The 17,660-nt window shown below is 69.3% G+C and carries 16 protein-coding genes and 1 pseudogene; 12 read left to right on the top strand and 5 right to left on the bottom strand.

The window, feature by feature from the left end:
* The first annotated feature begins 32 nt into the window (after positions 1–32).
* From accD to FGX59_RS17280, 5 genes and pseudogenes are all read left to right on the top strand, one after another.
* Complete coding sequence (gene accD / locus FGX59_RS17300; RefSeq protein ID WP_138468395.1) at positions 33–947, top strand: acetyl-CoA carboxylase, carboxyltransferase subunit beta; 915 nt, start codon at positions 33–35, stop codon at positions 945–947.
* Entirely contained in the window at positions 944–2,212 is a 1,269-nt protein-coding gene (locus tag FGX59_RS17295; RefSeq protein ID WP_138468394.1) for a folylpolyglutamate synthase/dihydrofolate synthase family protein, read from the top strand. Before accD ends, FGX59_RS17295 begins: the two co-directional genes overlap by 4 nt.
* Positions 2,213–2,291: 79 nt before the next feature.
* Entirely contained in the window at positions 2,292–3,014 is a 723-nt protein-coding gene (locus FGX59_RS17290; RefSeq protein ID WP_138468393.1) for a ribonuclease T, read from the top strand.
* Between the two features lie 98 nt (positions 3,015–3,112).
* A pseudogene (locus FGX59_RS17285) lies at positions 3,113–4,197 on the top strand (transposase).
* 131 nt (positions 4,198–4,328) lie between these two features.
* Entirely contained in the window at positions 4,329–4,877 is a 549-nt protein-coding gene (locus FGX59_RS17280; protein WP_138468392.1) for a hypothetical protein, read from the top strand.
* Here the strand turns inward: FGX59_RS17280 and FGX59_RS17275 are convergent.
* Both FGX59_RS17275 and FGX59_RS17270 read right to left on the bottom strand, forming a co-directional pair.
* Positions 4,870–6,063, bottom strand: a complete 1,194-nt coding sequence (locus tag FGX59_RS17275; protein ID WP_138468391.1) for a VWA domain-containing protein — start codon at positions 6,061–6,063, stop codon at positions 4,870–4,872. The genes FGX59_RS17280 and FGX59_RS17275 overlap by 8 nt on opposite strands.
* Entirely contained in the window at positions 6,060–6,935 is an 876-nt protein-coding gene (locus tag FGX59_RS17270) for a MoxR family ATPase (RefSeq protein WP_171060694.1), read from the bottom strand. Before FGX59_RS17270 ends, FGX59_RS17275 begins: the two co-directional genes overlap by 4 nt.
* 165 nt (positions 6,936–7,100) lie before the next feature.
* Between FGX59_RS17270 and FGX59_RS17265 the strand changes: the two genes are divergently transcribed.
* Both FGX59_RS17265 and FGX59_RS37600 read left to right on the top strand, forming a co-directional pair.
* Positions 7,101–8,042 (top strand): XdhC family protein, encoded by a 942-nt coding sequence (locus FGX59_RS17265; protein WP_171060687.1) that lies wholly within the window; start codon positions 7,101–7,103, stop codon positions 8,040–8,042.
* 1,145 nt (positions 8,043–9,187) lie between these two features.
* Positions 9,188–9,361, top strand: coding sequence for a hypothetical protein (locus FGX59_RS37600; RefSeq protein WP_171060686.1), 174 nt, complete (start codon positions 9,188–9,190; stop codon positions 9,359–9,361).
* 116 nt (positions 9,362–9,477) lie between these two features.
* On the opposite strand, the gene FGX59_RS17260 is transcribed toward FGX59_RS37600, so the two are convergent.
* The gene (locus FGX59_RS17260; RefSeq protein WP_138468388.1) at positions 9,478–11,199 is read right to left on the bottom strand and encodes a calcium-binding protein; all 1,722 of its coding nucleotides are present in this window, start codon (positions 11,197–11,199) and stop codon (positions 9,478–9,480) included.
* 289 nt (positions 11,200–11,488) lie between these two features.
* Here FGX59_RS17260 and thrS point away from each other — a divergent pair, with 289 nt between their 5' ends.
* Positions 11,489–13,435, top strand: coding sequence for a threonine--tRNA ligase (gene thrS / locus FGX59_RS17255; protein WP_138468387.1), 1,947 nt, complete (start codon positions 11,489–11,491; stop codon positions 13,433–13,435).
* Positions 13,436–13,439: 4 nt separating this feature from the next.
* Positions 13,440–13,958 carry a hypothetical protein gene (locus FGX59_RS17250; protein ID WP_138468386.1) on the top strand — a complete coding sequence of 173 codons (519 nt, stop codon included), beginning with the start codon at positions 13,440–13,442 and terminating at the stop codon, positions 13,956–13,958.
* A gap of 4 nt (positions 13,959–13,962) precedes the next feature.
* Here the strand turns inward: FGX59_RS17250 and FGX59_RS17245 are convergent, their stop codons facing one another.
* Positions 13,963–14,286, bottom strand: coding sequence for an arsenate reductase family protein (locus FGX59_RS17245; RefSeq protein WP_138468385.1), 324 nt, complete (start codon positions 14,284–14,286; stop codon positions 13,963–13,965).
* Positions 14,287–14,467: 181 nt separating this feature from the next.
* On the opposite strand from FGX59_RS17245, the gene FGX59_RS17240 reads away from it, so the two are divergent.
* A complete protein-coding gene (locus FGX59_RS17240; protein ID WP_108258023.1) occupies positions 14,468–14,674 on the top strand; it encodes a cold-shock protein in 207 nt (68 codons plus the stop codon).
* 27 nt (positions 14,675–14,701) lie between these two features.
* Here FGX59_RS17240 and thyX read toward each other — a convergent pair whose 3' ends face one another.
* Positions 14,702–15,619, bottom strand: coding sequence for an FAD-dependent thymidylate synthase (gene thyX, locus FGX59_RS17235; RefSeq protein WP_138468384.1), 918 nt, complete (start codon positions 15,617–15,619; stop codon positions 14,702–14,704).
* A gap of 183 nt (positions 15,620–15,802) precedes the next feature.
* On the opposite strand from thyX, the gene FGX59_RS17230 reads away from it, so the two are divergent.
* Positions 15,803–16,231 carry a VOC family protein gene (locus FGX59_RS17230; RefSeq protein ID WP_138468383.1) on the top strand — a complete coding sequence of 143 codons (429 nt, stop codon included), beginning with the start codon at positions 15,803–15,805 and terminating at the stop codon, positions 16,229–16,231.
* Between the two features lie 1,006 nt (positions 16,232–17,237).
* The coding region (locus tag FGX59_RS17225) for a helix-turn-helix domain-containing protein (protein WP_138468382.1) at positions 17,238–17,660 on the top strand (423 nt) is incomplete at its 3' end.

Genomic DNA, 17,660 nt, shown 5'->3' with positions numbered 1-17,660 from the left:
ATCTGGGGCGCACCCGAGACACAGGCAGGCCCATGAACTGGATTTCGAACTACGTCCGTCCCAAGATCAACTCGCTCTTCTCCCGCCGGGAGATGCCCGAGAACCTGTGGACCAAGTGCGACGAGTGCGGCACCATGCTGTTCCACCGGGAGCTGCGCGACAGCCTGAATGTCTGCACCAATTGCGGCCATCACATGGTGATCACGCCGCGCGACCGTTTCATCTCGCTTTTCGACGGCGGCCTCTTCCAGGAAGTGAAGATCCCCGCCCCGACGCCGGACCCGCTGCATTTCCGCGACCAGAAGCGCTATCCCGACCGGATGAAGGCGGCGCAGCGCGCCACCCAGGAGCACGAGGCGATGCTGGTCGCCACCGGCGAGATCGGCCGCACCCCGGTCGTCGCGGCGGCCCAGGATTTCAGCTTCATGGCCGGCTCCATGGGCATGTATGTCGGCAATGCGATCATCGCCGCCGCCGAGACCGCGGTGAAGACCGGCCGGCCGCTGATCCTGTTCTCCGCCGCGGGCGGCGCGCGCATGCAGGAGGGCATCCTCAGCCTGATGCAGATGCCGCGCACCACCGTCGCCGTGCAGATGCTGAAGGAAGCGGGCCTGCCCTATATCGTCGTGCTGACCCATCCGACCACGGGCGGCGTGACGGCAAGCTACGCGATGCTGGGCGACGTGCAGATCGCCGAGCCGAACGCGCTGATCTGCTTCGCCGGCCCCCGCGTGATCGAGCAGACCATCCGCGAGAAGCTGCCCGAGGGATTCCAGCGCGCCGAGTACCTGCTGGAGCACGGCATGCTCGACCGCGTCACCCCGCGCGGCCAGATGCGCGACGAACTGATTACCATCACCCGCATGCTGATGGGCCTTCCCCCGGCGATCAAGGGCGAGCTGCCCGCGCCGGGCGAGCCCTCGGCGGAGACCCCGGCCGAAGAATGACCCAGAGCTCCGACGCGCTGCTCGAGCGCATGATGACGCTGCACCCCAAGGTGATCGACCTGACGCTCGACCGGGTGGAGCGGCTGCTGGCTGCGCTCGGCCATCCCGAAGAGCAGCTGCCGCCGGTCGTCCATATCGCCGGCACCAACGGCAAGGGCTCGACCCTGGCGATGATCCGCGCCGGGCTCGAGGCCGCGGGCGGCAGGGTCCATGCCTATACCTCGCCGCATCTGGTGCGTTTCCACGAGCGCATCCGGCTTGCCGGAGAGCTGATTTCCGAGGACGCGCTGAGCACCCTGCTCGACGACTGCCTGGCCGCCAACGGCCCCGATCCGATCACCTATTTCGAGATCACCACCTGCGCCGCCTTCCTGGGCTTCGCGCGGACCCCGGCCGACTGGTGCCTGCTGGAGACCGGCCTGGGCGGACGGCTCGACGCGACCAACATGGTGGCCAGGCCGCGGCTGACGGTCATCACGCCGGTCAGCCTCGACCACCAGCAGTACCTGGGCGAGACCCTGGGCGAGATCGCCGGCGAGAAGGCCGGCATCCTGAAGCCGGGCGTGCCCTGCATCGTCGCGCGCCAGCCCGAAGAGGCGATGGCGGCGATCGAGGCCCGCGCCGAGGCGATCGGCGCGCCGCTGATCGTCTGCGGCCGCGATTTCGACGCCTGGGAAGAGATGGGCAAGCTGGTCTACCAGGACAAGTCGGGGCTTCTCGACCTGCCCAAGCCCGTGCTGCGCGGCCGCCACCAGATCGAGAATGCCGGCATGGCCGTGGCCGCGCTGCGCCAGCTCGGCATTGACGCGGCGGGCTGCGAGGGGGCGCTTGCCTCCGCCGACTGGCCCGCGCGGATGCAGCCGCTGGTCGGCACCAAGCTGAACGCGCTGGTCCCGAATGCCGAGCTCTGGCTCGATGGCGGGCACAACCCCTCGGCCGGAGAGGCGCTGGCGGCGACGCTGGCGACCATGCCGCAGAAGGAGACGATCCTGATCTGCGGGATGCTCAACACCAAGGATCCGCTGGGCTACCTGAAGCCGCTGGCGGCGCATGTGCGCAACCTGATCGCGGTCAGCATCCCCGATTCCGACGCGACGCTGCGCGCCGAGGAGACCGCGGCCGCCGCCGAAGCCGCCGGGATGAAGGCCAATGCCGCCGAGTCGGTTCCCGCCGCGCTCTCGGCGCTGAATGACGTGGCGCCGAAGGCCCGCATCCTGATCTGCGGCTCGCTCTACCTGGCCGGATCGGTGCTGCGCGACGCGTGACGCCCGGACGGTCCGGCCGGCGAAAGGCGATGCCCCCCGCCGCCGAAACGCGCTAGCATCCGGGGGCAGGAGGTCCCCGATGCTGCGCTGTCTCTGCCTTTTCCTGCTCCTCGCGGGCGCTGCCCGCGCCGAGAGCACCGAGAACCTGCTGGCGCTGAGCTGGCAGCCGGCCTTCTGCGACCTGGCGCAGAACGGGCGGAAGCCCGAATGCGCCAAGCTCAATGGCGGCGAGCTGCCCTGGACCGAAGAGGGCTTCACCCTCCACGGGCTCTGGCCGCAGCCGCGCTCGGCGGAATACTGCGGCATCTCCACGACCGAGGAGGCCTCCGACCGCGCGGGCGACTGGGACGCGCTGCCGAAGATCGCGCTCGACCGCGAGACGGCGGCGGCGCTCATCCGGCTGATGCCCGGCGTGCGCAGCCAGCTCGAGCGGCACGAATGGACCAGGCACGGCAGCTGCTACGGGGACGAGGCGGGCCAGCTCGGCTATTTCCGCGACGCGCTCTGGCTGACGGCGGAGGTCAATGCCGCGCTCGGGCCCCTGATGTCTGAACGGCTCGGCGGGCAGGTCGCCCTGGCCGAGCTGCGCGACGCGCTAGACGCGCAATTCGGCGCGGGCACCGGCAATGCGCTGGAGATGGACTGCCGCCGCGACGGCGACCGCTGGCTGGTCTCGGAGATCCGGCTGCACCTGACGGGCGAGATCGACCCGTCGCGACCTCTGTCCCCCCTCCTCGCCCGCCCCTCCCCGGTGCCCTCCGACTGCGACACAGCCGAGGTCGACGCCGCCGGAGCGCGGTAACTCGGGGCTTGCCCCATGGGCAGCGGCCAGGCCGGAGCGGGTTGCGCATACCGGCGAGAGGGACCCAGCTCGGGAACCCTGAGAGTTGGACCGGGCGCATGCCGAAGCCCGCCTCGCCCCGCTGCCGCAGGGCGCACTCGTCCGTCGAGCGCATCAATGGTTCGGGCAGGTGCCAAGTGGTCCGGGCGCAGCTGGCGACGGCGCGCGCTTCGCTGCGGCCCCGCGGGTCGCTGCCGATCTGATCCGATCCCGAGAGGGATTGGCGGGTGCATGGCCTGGGCAAACGGGGCCGCCCCGAAGCCTTTTCCGACTGAGGAGGATCGCGAAACGGTCCGGGGCACGGGTTCCCCGACGACCGCGATACGGACCTGCCTGACCTTGAAGATCCTGTTCGGCCTGCCGCAGTGCCAGACGGTCGGCCCCGTCGCGCGCCGGATCGAGATGGCCGGGCGCCACGGGCCAGTGCCGCATTGCCCGACGCTCTGCCGCTGCCAGGCCCGGATCGCGGTGCAGCTCCCATGCCGCTGGTCCGGCCGCCCTGGACCTGCGGATCGGCAATAAGGCGCAAGCGCCCTGGTCCGGGCGCCGCGTCGAATGGGCATCCGCTTCCGCGGCGATGGAGCATGGCTCGCGCGCAAGCATGGCCCGATGCGCAGGCGTGCATGGCGCAAGGTGCATCCGGCGATGGCCACCGCCACCGGAGTTATCCGCGCGGTCGCATTCACCTCCTGCCGTCAGGATGACAGCCCCGTCCTGCCGGAGCTGCTGTCGCAGCCCCCTCCGGGGAAGAGATCGGGAGCGTTGCCGCAGAATTGCCAGCGGATGCGCCATCGGTTCGAGCGCCGCTGCCATGCCGCGATCCTCGCGCGTGGCGCTGACCCGATCATTCCGGTCCGCCGGAACGGCCAGGCCTGGCAAACCGACGGCTCCGATGCGGCCTGTCCGGCGTCTGGGCCGGACGCTCTGAACGATGTGGGTCGGCCACAATGCGCGGTGTCGCGTCGACGTCCGGATGAATCACCACAAGCTCTCAGGCGTTCGGATCATGTCACGCGACCCCAATCGCCAAACCGCCGCGATCCGGAACCGCGTCCTTCGGGATGTGCGGACCAATGACGCGTCCCGCTCCAACATGAACCAATGCGCGGCCCTCCGAAGCGCCGAGAGCGCAGTCCTGACCTGACGCAAACCGGGCAAGGAGCAGCGATGTCCAATCGGAGATTGGCGCAACTAGGTCGCCTCGCATCGTCGTGGATGACCATGGTCCGTTCCCCTCTTTTCCCCCGCTGAACGGCGTCTTCGATTTCCTGTCCTATGGCGTCAAGCTGGGCCTCTTCGGTCTCGCGCGCGCGGATGCTCTGGACGCAGCCTCTGGCCCTCGCCGCTGCGGTCATCTTCCTCGGGCTCGGCTGCGCGCTGATCCTCTGCGTCGAGCTGATGAACCGGCTCTCCGGCGTCGCCTTCTTCGATTTCACCGAGATGGCGCAGGCCTTCCGGGCGGGCGAGACCGGGCGCGACTGGTGGGTGCCGGCGATGGTCTTCTCCACCGTGCTGCCGACCGGGCTGCATCTGGGCCATGCGCTGCTGAGCACGCTGCTTCAGCCCGTGCCGCTGGCCGCGCGGGCATTGGAAGACGCGGTCGGCCGGGCTGCCTACCCCCCCTGGGCGATGGTCGGCGCGCCGCTCCTCGTGACGGGGGCAGTTCTGGCCTATGCGGCGATGCTCTATGCGGTGATCTGGGTGCCCGCCGTCACGGTCTTCGAAGGCACCAGCGCGCTCTGGGGCCCCGCGGCAGAGGCGATGACCCGCTGCCTGTCGCTTTTTGAGCGCTGGCAGGCCGTCGTTTCGGGCTGGCTCAGCTGACCGGGCGGCGCAGGCTCTCGGCAAGCTGCGCGAGGCTGTCGAGATTGTGGCAAGCGTGGAAGCTGTCGACCTGCGGCAGGAGCGCCCTGATGCCGCCGGCCTTCGGCTCGAACCCGTCGAACCTGAGCAATGGATTGAGCCAGATGATCCGGCGGCAGGACTTGCGCAGCCGCTCCGCCTCGGCCGCCAGCCCGTCGGGGTCCTCGCGCTCCAGCCCGTCGGTGATCAGCAGCACCACCGCCCCCTGCCCCAGCACCCGGCGCGACCAGTCGCGGTTGAAGCGGTGGAGCGCCGCGCCGATCCGCGTGCCGCCCTGCCAGTCCTGCGCCTCGGCGCCCGCGCGGGCCAGCGCCGCATCCGGGTCGCGCCGCGCCAGCGCGCGGGTCACGTTGGTCAGCCGCGTGCCGAAGGTGAAGGCATGGACCGGACCCCAGTTGCCCTCGGGCGCATGCATCAGCCCGTGCAGGAAATGCATCATGATCCGCGAATAGACCGCCATCGAGCCGGAGATGTCGCAGAGCGCCACCAGCGCGGGCGGCCGCTCCCGCGGGCCGCGGCGCATCAGCCGGTCGACCTCGCCGCCGCGGCGCATCGAGCGGCGCAGGGTCGCCCGCAGGTCGGGGCGCGGCCCGTGCACCTTCGGCACCAGCCGGCGGGTCTTCAGCGGCGCCACCGGCAGGCGCAGGCGGCGGATCGCGGCCTGGGCCTCGCGGGTCTCGGCCAGGCTCATCTGCTCGAAATCCATGGCGCGCAGCCGCTCGTTCGCCGACCAGCTGAGCGAGGCCTCGATCTGCAGCTCCTCGCGCTCCTGCGGCTGCCGCTTCGGCTCGGGCGCGTCGGTCAGCGCCTCGGCCGCGCGGCGCTCCGCGCTTTTCGGCTTCGGTTTCTCCTCGTCCCTGCGGATCGCGGGCGAGAGCATGTGGATCATGTTCTCGAGGAATTCCGGGTCGCGCCAGAACATCGCGAAGACCTGGTCGTAGAGCTCCAGATGCTCGGCCCGGGTGATCAGGCAGGCGCGCAGCACGTGGTAGAAGTCCCGCTTCGAGGTGAAGCCCGCCACCGCCACGGCGCGCACCGCATCCTCCACCTGGGCGGTGCCGATCTTCACCCCGGCCTTGCGCAGCGCGCGGGTGAAATGGACGATGTTGTCGGGCAGCCGCCCCGGTATCTCGGGCAGCGCGCTCACGCCATTTCCCTGAGCCTGGCCTTCGCCTCCTCGAGGATGCGCGCGGCCTCGGACCCGGCGATGCGGGCGATGTCGTCCTGGTATTTCAGCACCGCGCCCAGCGTTTCCGAGATCAGCTCTGGCGTCAGCGCCACGGTGTCGAGCGCGATCAGGCAGCGCGCCCAGTCGATGGTCTCGGCGACGCCCGGCGACTTGAAGAGGTCCTCGTCGCGCAGCCCCTGCACGAAGGCCACCACCTCGGCGGAGAGCTGCGCCGAGACGCCGGGAATGCGCGCCTGCAGGATCTCCATCTCGCGCGCGAAGTCCGGATAGTCGACCCAGTGGTAGAGGCAGCGCCGCTTCAGCGCGTCATGCACCTCGCGGGTGCGGTTCGAGGTCAGGACGACGATCGGCGGCTCGGGCGCGCGGATCGTGCCGAGCTCGGGCACCGTCACCTGGAAATCGCTGAGCGCCTCCAGCAGGAACGCCTCGAAGGGCTCGTCGGTGCGGTCGACCTCGTCGATCAGGAGCACCGGCGCCCCCGCCGGATCGGGCGACATCGCCTGCAGGAGCGGACGCCGCACCAGGAACTCCTCGGAGAAGAGCTCTGCCTGAAGCGCCTTGCGGTCCGCCTGGCCTGCCGCCTCGGCGGTGCGGATGGCGATCATCTGGGCGGCGAAATTCCATTCGTAGATCGCCGAGGCGCTGTCGAGCCCCTCGTAGCATTGCAGCCGGATCAGGCTACGGCCGAGCCCGGCGGCCAGCGCCTTGGCGATCTCGGTCTTGCCGGTTCCGGCCTCGCCCTCGAGAAAGAGCGGCTTGCCCAGCGTCAGGCCCAGGAAGGCCACCGTTCCCAGCGCGCGGCCGCAGACATAGTCCTGCGCCGCGAGCATCGCCTGCGTCCCGTCGATCGAGCCCGGTATCCCTGCCACTTTCGTCCTCCCCGCCAGCGGTCCTCTTCCGTGGTACCGTTCCGCCCGGCCTCTGTCCACGCAAGGACCTTGCCATCCGGCGCGCGCGGACCGACATAGGACCATAGCAGCATGGAAGGGCCGGCTATGAACTTTCTCAACCCGACCTCCGTCCTGGCCCGCGACCCGATCGAGGCCCTGGCCAGCGGCAGCGAGGAGGCGGTGCTTGCCGTCATCACCGGCGTGGAGGGCCCCTCCTACCGCCCGGTCGGCGCGGCGATGGCACTGTTCGGCACGGGCGAGCGCGCGGGGACGCTGTCCTCGGGCTGCATCGAATCCGACATCATGATCCACGCGATGGAGGTGCTGGAGAGCGGCCGGCCGGTCTCGATCCGCTATGGCCGCGGCTCGCCCTTCATCGACATCCAACTGCCCTGCGGCGGCGGGCTCGACATCCTGCTGGTGCCCCGCCCGCCGCGCGAGCTGATGCACCGCGTCTCGGCACGTCGCAGCGCGCGGGTGCCCTGCGTGCTGCGGATCGACCGCGAGACGGGCGCGATGGCGCTGGCCGACGAGGGCGCGACCGGCTGGGACGGGGCGGCATTCTGCGTGCGCTACGACCCGCCGCTGAAATTCCTGGTCTTCGGCAAGGGCCCCGAGGCCTGCACCTTCGCCGCGCTGGTGCAGTCGGCGGGCTATCCGAACCTGCTGCTTTCGCCCGATCCCGAGACGCTGGATCTGGGCCGCGGCGCGGGCTGCCCGACCGAGCAGCTGCTGCGGAAGGCCGTGCCCGAGGGCGTGGCGGCCGATCCCTGGACCGCGGCGGTGCTGTTCTTCCACGACCATGACTGGGAGCCCGATATCCTGCGCGACCTGCTGGCCAGCCCGGCCTTCTACATCGGCTCGCAAGGGTCCCAGCGGGCGCGCGACGCGCGGATGCTGCAGCTCGAGGCGATGGGGGTAAGCGAGGCCGACCGGGCGCGGCTCCACGGTCCGGTCGGCCTGATCCCCTCGGCCCGGGACGCCGGCACGCTGGCGGTCTCGGTGCTGGCCGAGATCCTCGCCGAGGCCAAGGCCATCGCCGCCTAGCAGGCGGCCCGATGCCGGGCGCCCGGATGCCGGAAAGCGGCACGCCGAGCTGCATGTCCCGGCGCGCTGAACCGCGAACAATCCCAGCCCGGCCCACTGCCTGCGCCAGGATGGTCTGCTTGGAGAAAACCCGTCGCACTCGGCTGCACTGGTCGCGAGAACGGGACAGCCACCGGCTCCACGACCGATCCTGCGCAAGGCAGTAGCCAGAGATCTCGAGGCAGGAGGCTGCGCCCTCTGCGCACCGGAGCGTCCCGCCCGGGCCCGAACGCGCCCCATGGGAGCCGAGTCCGCAAATCCATCGCCGGTGCCCGCTCCGGCATGTCCCGTGGAAGGCCGCTGGCCCCGCCGGCAGCCTGCGCCCCCACGGCAACGCGAGCGGGGCCGCATCTCGGCCAAGCTGGCGACAGGAGCCGAACTGATGCCGATCGTGCGGGGACCGGTACAGTTCGCCGTCCTCTTCGCGCCTTGCCAGCCGACCGGCGCGCACGGCCCGGACGGGCAGCGATGTTCGGCAAATTCGGCAAGCACGCCCGACAGACCGGACGGCATCGCGGCGAATGCGAACCGCACTGCATTGATCGCGCCATGCGGGCGGGGTCGGCTCCCTGGGCAGCCGCGCGGCACAAGGAGCCTGTGCTCGCCGCTTCGGCAAGGGTGCCCCTGTTCCGCCAGCTGCGCCCTGCTAACGCCGGTGAGCCACGCGGAGACTGGACTTTCCCGTCCAGCCCCGTACGTGGCTGGCACCGCTTCGAAAGCCGCAGCCCGGTCCCTGAACTGTCCGGGCGCCATCACGGCACTGTTCCCGACGGTCGGAGACGTCCCGAAGTCCCTCGACGCCATATCCGTCGACGCGGAATTCCAGACAGTCTTTGCGCGCAGAGGCCAAAGACACGGCCGTGGCACATCGCCTATGGGGCAAAGTCGGCACGTCACCGCCACCGGTCCAGTACCATAGTGCCGCCGCGTGCGGGACCTGCCCTCCGGACGCCCGGCGGTCGAGAGCCTGGCCACATCCGGTCGATGCTCACGCTCGCAACGGGCCATGTTCAAGAGAAGCAGACGCCGAGCGGTCTCGTCCCCGCGCAAATGCGGCCCGGGCTGGCCGGGCGTCTTGTCCCGTTTGGCGCCACCATTGGACCCAGTTGGCCACGGGCTCCGGCTCCGGCTTCGGCTTCGGCTTCGGCTTCGGCTTCGGCTTCGGCTTCGGCTTCGGCTTCGGCTTCGGCTTCGGCTTCGGCTTCGGCTTCGAGGAAGGGCTCGATGGCGGCCAGCGCAAGGTCCGCAGGACCGCAGAACGACCGGCGCGCCACTTTTGACAGCACGGCTCTCCCGTCGTCCCGAACCGGCCTGGCTCCGGGAACGCGGCCGGGACCGGGATAACGCGCGTCAGGCCCCGCTTTGCCTGCACGTCCTCGGGGGGCGCCCGGGAACGCTACTGGAACCAGCCGGCCTCGACCTCAGAGGGGGCGATGCCGGTCAGGACCAGCTCCGTGCCGTTCGAGAAGGTGACCATCGAGCCGCCCGCGACCCGGTCGATCTGCCAGCTGTCGAACCCGGCCGCGGTCTCTCCGACCAGGTCGATCCGGTCGCCTTCTGCCGCGTCGAAATCGAGGATCACGCAGCGCCCGGAGCGCGCGCCGCCCGCGCCCGAGACGGTGAAGACGAAGACATCCGCCCCGTAGCCGCCCCAGCAGGTGTCGCTGCCCGCGCCGGTGCCGCCGTCGAGCGTGTCGTCGCCATTGCCGCCGTCGAGATAGTCCGAGCCCGCCCCGCCCTCGAGCCAGTCGAAGCCGCGCAGCCCGTAGAGCGAGTCGTTGCCGCCGCCGCCCGAAAGCCTATCGAAGCCGGCATTGCCCTCCAGCCGGTTGGCGCCGTCGTCGCCGGTCAGCCGGTCATTGCCGCTGGAGCCGCTGATCCCCTCGATATTGCGCAGCACGTCGGCGCCGCGGCCGGTCTCCTGCGCGTGCACGCGGGCGAGGCTGACCGTGACCGCCGTCTCGCCGGCATAGGAGACCATGTCAAACCCGTCGCCGCCGTCGAGCACGTCGTCGCCGTCGCCGCCGCGCAGGTAGTCGTCCCCCGTCCCGCCGCGCAGCGTGTCGTCGCCGCCGCGCCCCAGGAGCGTGTCGTCGCCGCCCAGACCCTCGAAGATGTTGGCGACATGGTCGCCGGTGAAATGGTCGTTGCCGCTCCAGCCGCGCAGGTTCTCCACCGACTCGAAGAAGTCGATCCCCTGCCCGGTCACCTGGCCGCGGTCGATGGTCAGGTCGACCCTGAGCGCCGCGGCCTGCAGGACGGCCCAGTCCGAGCCTTCGCCGCCGTAGAAGGCGTCGTCCCCCTCACCGCCGTCCAGCGTGTCGTCGCCGGCCTCCCCCATCAGCAGGTCGTCGCCGCCGCCGCCATGCAGGACGTCGTTGCCGTCGCGCGCGAAGGCCCGGTCGTCGCCCTCGCGGCACTCCATCACGTCGTCATAGGCGGTGCCGATGAAGGTGTCGTCGGTCGAGTCGCCCTCGTAGCCCGGGGTGGCCAGGTCGCCGCTGGCCGCGCCGGTGATCCGGTCATAGAGCCCGAGCAGCCCGCTGGCCGCGCCGAGCTGGCCGGTATCGGCATTGTAGAGCAGGAATTGCGGCTGCCCGCCATTGACCGAGACGGTGATGCGCAGCTCGCGGTCCTCGGCGCAGATCGCCAGGACCGTGCCGATGCCGAGAAGCCGCAGCTCCGTCACTTCGCCGCTGCGCAGGCTCATCACCGACAGGATGCCGGTCTGCCCGACCGCGAAGGCGAAGCCGCCGACCCGCGCGATCCCGCCCTGGATGCCGTCGGCGAACTGGCCGATATCGCTGAGCCTTCCGTCGCGCTCCTGCCGCCAGACCTGGCCCGAGGCCGTGCCGATCAGCAGCCGGTCGGAGCCGTCCACGTCGATCCCCTCGATCCCGCCGCCCGAGGAGACCAGCGCCAGCGTCCGGGGCGCCGCGCCGGGATCGGAAATGTCGAGCCGGTAGACGCGGGTTTCCGTCGCGCCCAGCAGCCCCCCCGAGGAGGTGATCGCGAGCCCGGTCAGCGGCCGCCCGAAATCCGCCATCTCCACCGCGCGGCGGTCCTCGAAACGGGCAAGCAGGACATGTCCGTCATCGGTCGAGAGGAAGACAGGCATGGAACACCTCGGCTGGTTCGGTCGGGGGCCGGTCCGGTCGGGATCCGGCCCGGTCAGGGCGCGCTCGCGGCGTGGTATACGCCCAATTCACCATAGCCGCCTTAACGCCGCGCCTGCAGAATGTTCTGCATTTATCCTTAATGCCGCGGATTCCGCGCTCCGCCGCGACAGGCAGGCGGACGGGCCGCGACGGGTTGACCCCGGCCGCGGCATCGGGCAGGAGGCGGCCACGACCAAATACCCGCAACCGGGCGTTCCGTGGGCGCCAGACCGACGAGGAGGACCTCAGATGTCCCAGATCACCCTCACCTTCCCCGATGGCAATTCGCGCGAGTTTCCGGCCGGCATCACCGCCGCCGATGTCGCTGCGGACATCTCTCCCTCGCTTGCGAAAAAGGCGATCTCGGCGCAGCTTGACGGCGCGCACTGGGATCTGGCCTGGCCGATCGAGGCAGACGGCGCCATCGCCATCAACACCCTCAAGGACGACGCCCCGGCGCTGGAGCTGATCCGCCACGACCTGGCGCATGTCATGGCCCGCGCGGTGCAGGAGCTGTGGCCCGACGTCAAGGTCACGATCGGCCCGGTCCGCGACCATGGCTGGTTCTACGATTTCGACCGTGCCGAGCCCTTCACGCCCGAGGATCTGGGCGCCATCGAGGCGAAGATGAAGGACATCATCAACGCCCGCGAACCCGTGCGCACCGAGGTGTGGTCGCGGGCGGACGCGCTGGCGCATTACGAGAAGACCGGCGAGCCCTACAAGGTCGAGCTGGTCAACCGCATCCCCGAGGACCAGCAGATCCGCATGTACTGGCATGGCGGCTGGCAGGATCTGTGCCGCGGTCCGCACCTGCAGAATACCGGGCAGCTGCCCGCCGACGCCTTCAAGCTGACCCATGTGGCCGGCGCCTACTGGCTGGGCGACTCGACGCGGCCGATGCTGCAGCGGATCTACGGCGTGGCGTTCAGGAACCGCAACGACCTGAAGGCCCATATGCAGATGCTGGAGGAGGCCGCCAAGCGCGACCACCGCAAGCTCGGCCGCGAAATGGACCTGTTCCACATGCAGGAAGAGGCGCCGGGCCAGATCTTCTGGCACCCGAACGGCTGGACCATCTACACCACGCTGCAGGACTACATGCGCCGCAAGCAGCGCGTCGACGGCTATGTCGAGGTCAACACCCCCCAGGTGGTGAACCGCGTGCTGTGGGAGAAATCCGGGCACTGGGACAACTACCAGGAGAACATGTTCATCGTCGAAGTGGACGAGGAGCATGCCCGGGAGAAGACCGTCAACGCGCTGAAGCCGATGAACTGCCCCTGCCATGTGCAGGTGTTCAACCAGGGCCTGAAATCCTACCGCGACCTGCCGCTGCGCATGGCCGAGTTCGGCTCGTGCAACCGCTACGAGCCCTCGGGCGCCCTGCACGGGATCATGCGGGTCCGCGGCTTCACCCAGGATGACGCGCATATCTTCTGCACCGAAGAGCAGATCGAGGCGGAAACGAAGAAGTTCATCGAGTTCCTCGCGGCGATCTATGCCGATCTCGGCTTCCACGACTGGTCGATCAAGCTCTCCACCCGCCCCGAGAAGCGGATCGGGACCGAGGAGAGCTGGGACCATGCCGAGGAGTCGCTGGGCAATGCCTGCAAGGCGGCCGGGTACGACTTCGAGCTCCAGGAGGGCGAAGGCGCCTTCTACGGTCCGAAGCTGGAATTCGTGCTGCGCGACGCGATCGGCCGGGACTGGCAATGCGGCACGCTGCAAGTCGACCCGAACCTGCCGGAGCGGCTGGACGCGAACTTCATCGCCGCGGATGGCGCCAAGCACCGACCGATCATGCTGCACCGCGCGGTGCTCGGCTCCTTCGAGCGCTTCATCGGCATCCTGATCGAGGAGCACGCCGGCAAGCTGCCCTTCTGGCTGGCCCCGCGCCAGGTGGTCGTGGCCTCGATCGTCTCGGATGCGGACGGCTACGTGAACGAAGTCGTCGCCGCGCTGCGGGCCAAGGGCATCCGTGCCGAGGCCGACACCCGCAACGAGAAGATCAACTACAAGGTCCGCGAGCATTCCGTCGGCAAGGTCCCGGTGATCCTGGCCTGCGGCATGAAGGAGGTCGAGGAGCGCACGGTCACCGTCCGCCGCCTCGGCGAGAAGCAGACCGCGATGAAGACGCTGGAGGAGATCGCCGCAGAGCTGGCGCTCGACGCCACCGCGCCGGATCTGCGCTGACGTGATGATCGGCACCGACGCCACCGGCCTTCTGTCCGCCGAGCGCTTCCTGCGCTTCGGCGGACTCGCCGCGGGACCGGAATTCGACACGGTCACGCTCTGGGTGGACTCCGCCGAGATCGCGGAAGGCGGCGACAGCGGCGGCTCCGGCAGCGCGCTGATCGACAGCCTGATCGGCATCCCGAAGGAGATCGACACCCTCCCGGGCTGCCTGCGCTACTCGATCGTGTTCCGCGACTGCGTGACCTACGCCTGGCGGGACGAGGGGTTTGCCATGTCCGACGAGGACGAGGACGAGGACCAGTCCTCGCCGATCAGGCGCCATGACAGCTCGGCCTTCCTCGACTACATTGCCCGCGCGACCGATGCGCTGGACGCGCTCGAGGCCCCGCTGCTGCATTTCTCGGTGTCCACGCTGGATGCCGTGCTGGACGTCGCCTGCCCGGCGCCGCCCGAAGTGTCGGCCGAGATGATCGGCCCGGACGATCCCGGACCGAAGCCCGGATCCGCCCGCCGCCGCTGACGGGCTAGAGCAGCGCCGCCTGCACGTCCTTGCCCCAGCCGAGATGGAGCGCGTCGCCCGCCTCGATCACCGGGCGCTTGACCAGTGCCGGATGGGCCAGCATCAGATCCACCGGATCGCCGGCCCGTTCGTCTTCGGAAAGGCCCCGCCAGGTGGTCGAGCGGGTGTTCATCAGCGCCGGTCCCAGCCGCTCCAGCCAGGTCTCGAGCTGCGCCCGGGCGGGCGGCGTCTCGCGCAGATCGACGAAATCCGGCTCCTGCCCGGCCTCGGACAGAGCGCGCCTAGCTTTTCGGCATGTGTCACAGGTCTTCAGACCGTAGAGAACCATGTTTCCCTCTTTCCTTCACAATTGCTGCTTAGCAGCGAAAGATTATCCAATAATTCTTGCCTTTTTCGGGCGTTCCTTAACCCTTTATTCAGGGAATTCATCCCGGCCCGGTAAGCGCGACCACCGGGTCATCGACAGCGGGGCCAGTCCGCGCGGCCCCACAAGTGCAAGGAGATACCGGATGCCCACTGGCACCGTAAAATGGTTCAACACCACCAAGGGATACGGCTTCATCGCCCCCGACGACGGCGGCAAGGACATTTTCGTCCATATTTCAGCCGTCGAAAGGGCCGGCATGACCGGCCTCGCCGACAATCAGCGGCTCGAATACGAGCTGCGCGAAGGCCGGGACGGCCGGGCCTCGGCCACAGAACTCAAGAACGCCTGATCCCCCGGGCCTTCCGCTTCAGGCGCGTCAGTCCCTGATCAGCGCCTGAAACTCCCGCCACTCCCCGGCGCTCATGCCAGAGCTTTCCTGGCTCACCTCCTCGCCCTTGAGCATGCGGCGGAGGCTGTCCATCCCCTTGCCCGAGAATTGCGCGGCGTTCAGGCGGTAATCCTCGAAGGCGGCATAGGCGGCGGGCACCCAGTCCTTGACCATCTCGCAGATGATGTCCGCATAGACGCGGATCTCGTATTGCGCATGGGCATCCGCGCGCAGGCGCAGGAAGTGGAACAGGTTGTGGAGATCCACCTTCCAGTACCACTGGGTGTAGATATTCGCCGGCAGGTTCATCCGCGCCAGCTCGCGCGCCAGCCCCTGCTGGCCGTCCTGGCTCAGCATCGCCTCGTAGCTGTCATAGGCGCGCATCGAATCGTGGCGCAGGATCTCCAGCACGCGCTGCGCCTCCTCGCCCTCCAGCACCTGGCCGCGGCCCTGGTTGTTGCTGGTCGACTGCGCGGCCAGCTGCTCCGGCGCGGGGATGTAGAATTCCCGGTCGAGGATCGAGTAGCGGGCGGAGTACTCGTTGACGTTGGCGGTGCGGTGGCGGATCCACTGGCGGGCGACGAAGACCGGCAGCTTGACGTGCAGCTTCAGCTCGCACATCTCGAAGGGAGTCGAGTGCCAGTGGCGCATCAGGTAGCGGATCAGCCCCGCATCGTCGCGCGCCTTCTTGGTGCCTGCGCCGTAGCTGACCCGCGCGGCCTGCACGATCGCGCTGTCATCGCCCATGTAGTCGACGACGCGCACGAAGCCGTGGTCGAGCACGGGATGGATCTTGTAGAGCCGGTCCTCCATCGCGGGCACGGTGGCGCGCAGCGTCTGGCGCGGGGTGGCGCGGCTCTCGGCGATGGCTTCCGAAATCGGATCGGTCACGGCATGGTCCTTCATCTGGCGCCCCCTTCAGCATCTGGCGGATCGATACCGCACCAGCACTATATGCAGTAGGAAAGCGGGGAGTCGCAACCTTATAGCGCAGCGCGGCGGCGATTTCTTCCCCTGACGCAGGGGTGGCAATTTCCCGGCGGACCGTTACCTGTCTAGGCGCAAACACCGCGAAACGGGACGACGCCCATGCAAGTCAAATATCTGCACACCATGGTCCGGGTGAAGGACCTCGACAAGTCGATCGAATTCTACAAGCTGCTCGGGCTGGAGGAGACCCGCCGGACCGAAAGCGAGAAGGGCCGCTTCACCCTGGTCTTCCTGGCGCCTCCGGGCCAGCCGGAATGCCCGGTGGAGCTGACCTACAACTGGGACGGCGACGAGGGCCTGCCCTCGGACAGCCGCCATTTCGGCCATCTCGCCTACGGGGTGGAGAACATCTACGACATGTGCGCCCGGCTGCAGGCGGCGGGCGTGACCATCAACCGGCCGCCGCGCGACGGGCACATGGCCTTCGTGCGCTCGCCCGACAATGTCTCGATCGAGCTGCTGCAGATCGGCGACGCGCTGCCCGCGGCAGAGCCCTGGGCGAGCATGGAGAATACCGGCCACTGGTAGGCCCCTCTTCGCCGGTGCCTCCCCGGGCGCCGGCGGACCGGCGGAGACATCGCCGCCGCCCTCCGCCCCGGGCGGAGGGGACAGTCGGCGTCGCGGCGCATGCCCGGACGGCTTCGGCGCATGGCCAGACCCGTCGCGGCTATCGCCGGACCCCGACGACCCCGCTCCGGCTCGACACAGATGCCCTTCGCGATCCGTGTCCGCCCTGCGCTGAAGGCGCGGCACGCAGTTTCAAGCATCGCGGCCCCTGTCCGGTCCGACGCGCCCGCGAGATCAGTGCCGTTGCCTGTCCCGTGCAGTCATGCGCCCGGCTGGATGCCTCGCGACGGCTGCCCGGCCCCGGGTAGATGGGCGAGAGCGCTCGGGGATGCGCTTCGCAACCGCTATCAGCCTCTCACGGTCACACGCATGGCTGTCGCCGGCCCCGGAAGCACGCGCGCCTTCAGGCAGATATGCACGCCGCGACCACCGTCTGTCCCGCACGGAAGGATACCGGCCCACCGTCAGACGCCTCGCGTCTAGTACCTGGCCCAGAACGGACGCTCGCCGGCGGGCACGGATGCGCCCCACGGCCTCTGACCGCCCAGGGCGGACCGGTATCGGCGCAAGGGCGCCCCCCCCCACGACTGGAGCCCATCCCTGTGCAGACGGGAGGCCGTGGGCACGGATATGCTTCGCGACCACACCCTGCCCTGGGCGGATCGGCATTGGCGCAGGCCCAACGCATCGCGCCTGGCGCCTGGCCCATAGCGAACGCTCCCCGTCGGGTGTGGGCGTTGCCGCCTCTGTCCGTCCCGGGCGGACAGGTGTCGGCGCATGAGTGACGCCCTTACGGCCAGAGCCCGTCCCTATGCCGACGGCAGGCAGTGGACGCGGATACGGCTTCGCAACTGCTCCCAGCCCTGGGCCTATGCGCTTCGGCACTCCGTGAGACGCATTGTTCCTAGTGCCTAGCCACCTGGAACTAAAGTTTGTATCATTATTCTGCCTGATGCGGGAGGATGTGATGGGTGGCCGTGTTGCTGTTCCAATTGATCTCAGCGACGAGGAACGCTCATTCCTCGAAGCCCAGCTTCGCAGGCACAGGGCGGCCCGATCACTTTCGGACCGCTGCCGCATCGTCCTGCGATGCGCCGAAGGGATGTCCAACAAGGAGATCGCCGCCTCACTCGGCCACAGCCAGCACACGGTGGGCAAATGGCGCCGCCGCTTTGCGGAGCAGAGGCTCGAGGGGCTTTCCGATGAATACCGTGAAGGCCGTCCACGCACGGTTTCGGACGAACAGGTGGCGGAGGTCATCAAGAGGACGCTGGAAAGCACGCCCCGGGACGCGACACACTGGTCGATCCGGTCGATGGCTGCGAAGACCGGGCTGTCGCACGCCACGGTCCGCCGGATCTGGAACGCGTTCGGCCTGCAGCCGCATCGC

Source organism: Poseidonocella sp. HB161398 (assembly GCF_005870025.1).
Classification (GTDB): Bacteria; Pseudomonadota; Alphaproteobacteria; order Rhodobacterales; family Rhodobacteraceae; genus Mangrovicoccus.
The sequence above is the reverse complement of the archived record's forward strand: the minus strand, read 5'-3'. Positions and strand labels throughout refer to the sequence as shown.